The 1922-nt window shown below is 36.5% G+C and carries 2 protein-coding genes and 2 tRNA genes; all 4 read right to left on the bottom strand.

From position 1 onward, the window contains the following. Positions 1 to 221: 221 nt before the first annotated feature. Positions 222 to 296 (bottom strand) — tRNA-Glu (locus GX756_05715). Between the two features lie 6 nt (positions 297 to 302). Next, a tRNA-Gln gene (locus tag GX756_05710) sits at positions 303 to 376 on the bottom strand. Between the two features lie 144 nt (positions 377 to 520). Continuing rightward, a complete protein-coding gene (locus GX756_05705) occupies positions 521 to 1378 on the bottom strand; it encodes a hypothetical protein (GenBank protein ID NLC17357.1) in 858 nt (285 codons plus the stop codon). 36 nt (positions 1379 to 1414) lie between these two features. Next, positions 1415 to 1922, bottom strand: a 508-nt coding sequence (locus GX756_05700) for a hypothetical protein (GenBank protein ID NLC17356.1), incomplete at its 5' end; no start/stop codon positions are given.

Raw genomic sequence — 1922 nt, 5'->3', positions numbered from 1 at the left:
ATTAATGCAATTATATATTAATCTTTTAATCTTATCAAGCTGTTATATTGCTGTTATATTTCGTTATCAATAGACGGTATTATTTTTATTAATATTTTTTAAACAACACAACACTATTCAATGACTCATATTAAAGTTGTTAATATTTAAATGCTTTAGACATGTTATGCGTTAATGCACAAAAAAACAAAAAAACCACAACATACTGTGGTTTTTGGTTTTGGCACCACCATGGAGAATTGAACTCCAGTCTCCGGCGTGAGAGGCCGGCGTCCTGACCTCTAGACTATGGTGGCATATATTGGCTGCGGGACTAGGGTTCGAACCTAGACTGTGCGGGTCAGAGCCGCATGTGCTACCATTACACAATCCCGCAAAAAAGCATCTTTAATTCTAAGCAAATTATATTATATTGTCAAGTATTTTGATATTTTTATTACGCCAATATATTATTTGTATTTTATCGCCAAATTTGATTATATGTAATTACTTGCTTGCAGTCATTCTTTATAAAAATTTATCAAATCGCGGAGGCTTCGCAAAGCCCTTTGACTTCTTCTATCGCTTTGCCTATTTTGAGTTTTCCGCAGATAATCAAGCTTGCCGCCGCCTTGTCTTTAAATAAGATTTTGCCGTCAAAACGCAAAATAATATCGGCTTGGGTATAGTTGTTGGCGCGGATTGCTAAGTTGTTGTAGTTTAATATTTTTTCCGCGCCGCATTCGGCGCAAATATTGAGTTCAAATTTGCCTCTATTAAGTTTGATAATAAGGTTTGTCCCGGTATCTATGAGCGAGATCGCGGAAAAGTTATAGTCAGCGAACCTATACGCCCTTCCCTTTATTATGCCCGCCGTTATAAAGGAATCAAAATTATACATCAATATTGAGTTATTGCACATATAAGAAGCAAGACAAACATTATCGCCCAGCATGTTAAGCGCGTAAAATCTTTGAGGGAATTTTTTGGAATTGATTCGGTGGATGTATCCTATGCTTTGGATGTTGCGCGTATTGCCGTTAACGCTAACCTCCCCCTCAAAATTGCCCAATTGCGTTATAAATTCCATCCGTGTATTGCGCGGCAAAAAATTAAAAAGGCCTATATGGCTTTTGCCCGATATTATCGGCGTTATTTTCAAATCGCAGCTTACGCCGATTTCGCCATAAAGCGAGAACTTAAGACGCCTCGGCGTAAAAATATTTTCCAAGGCCTGAAACTCTTCTTTAAAAACTCGACATTCTTTTCTTGAATATGTATTAGACGCGGTTTTGCCGTCCAAAAAAGCCATCGCAAAACATAAGTCTTTCAGCATACCGCAATATACGCTTAAAAACTTTCCCTCTAAGTTAAATTCAAACAACAAAATATTATTCATAAGAATTTACCTTAGTTTATGTTATAGCGGATAGATTTATCCTTGATTGATTATGCCGTATGCCTTCAAAAGCCTTTCTATGTTCTCCAAGTAGTAATTCAAAAAAGCAAAAGGTTTGGCCGTGTTTTTGAGCCCTATCCACAGGGCATAAATAAGCTTTGGCTTGCCGTTAAGATTGCTGTTGAGAATCTGCGCCAATACATAAATTTCTTCCCTTATTTCTATGTCTATATCGCTTTCTTTGGATAAAAATATTATCATTTCCGAAATATAAGTAGAAATTTCGGCGGCTTGTTCTCGGTTAAGGGGTCTTATGTATTCATTATAATATAACTTTTCGTTGTTAATATTCATCATTGACAGCGCTGTCCGCTTAAATTTTTGGATCGCCTCGTAGCACCAGTTTTTATACGCGGCGTTGATATTGTCGGTTTCTGACATATAAAATTCTTGCAAAAACGCTGTTAAATTAAGTCTTTTGGCGTCAATTTCCCATAGCATAGAAAAGACAAATGCCAAAAATTCTTCTTTTTGTTCGGGGTAT

The organism is Clostridiales bacterium (assembly GCA_012512255.1).
Taxonomy (GTDB): domain Bacteria; phylum Bacillota; class Clostridia; order Christensenellales; family DUVY01; genus DUVY01.
This window is presented reverse-complemented; position numbering and strand designations above follow the sequence as displayed.

Bases quoted from the DNA above. Each gene is read 5' to 3' on its own strand.
- GX756_05705 (NLC17357.1), bottom strand. From the start codon at position 1,378: ATGAATAATATTTTGTTGTTTGAATTTAACTTAGAGGGAAAGTTTTTA.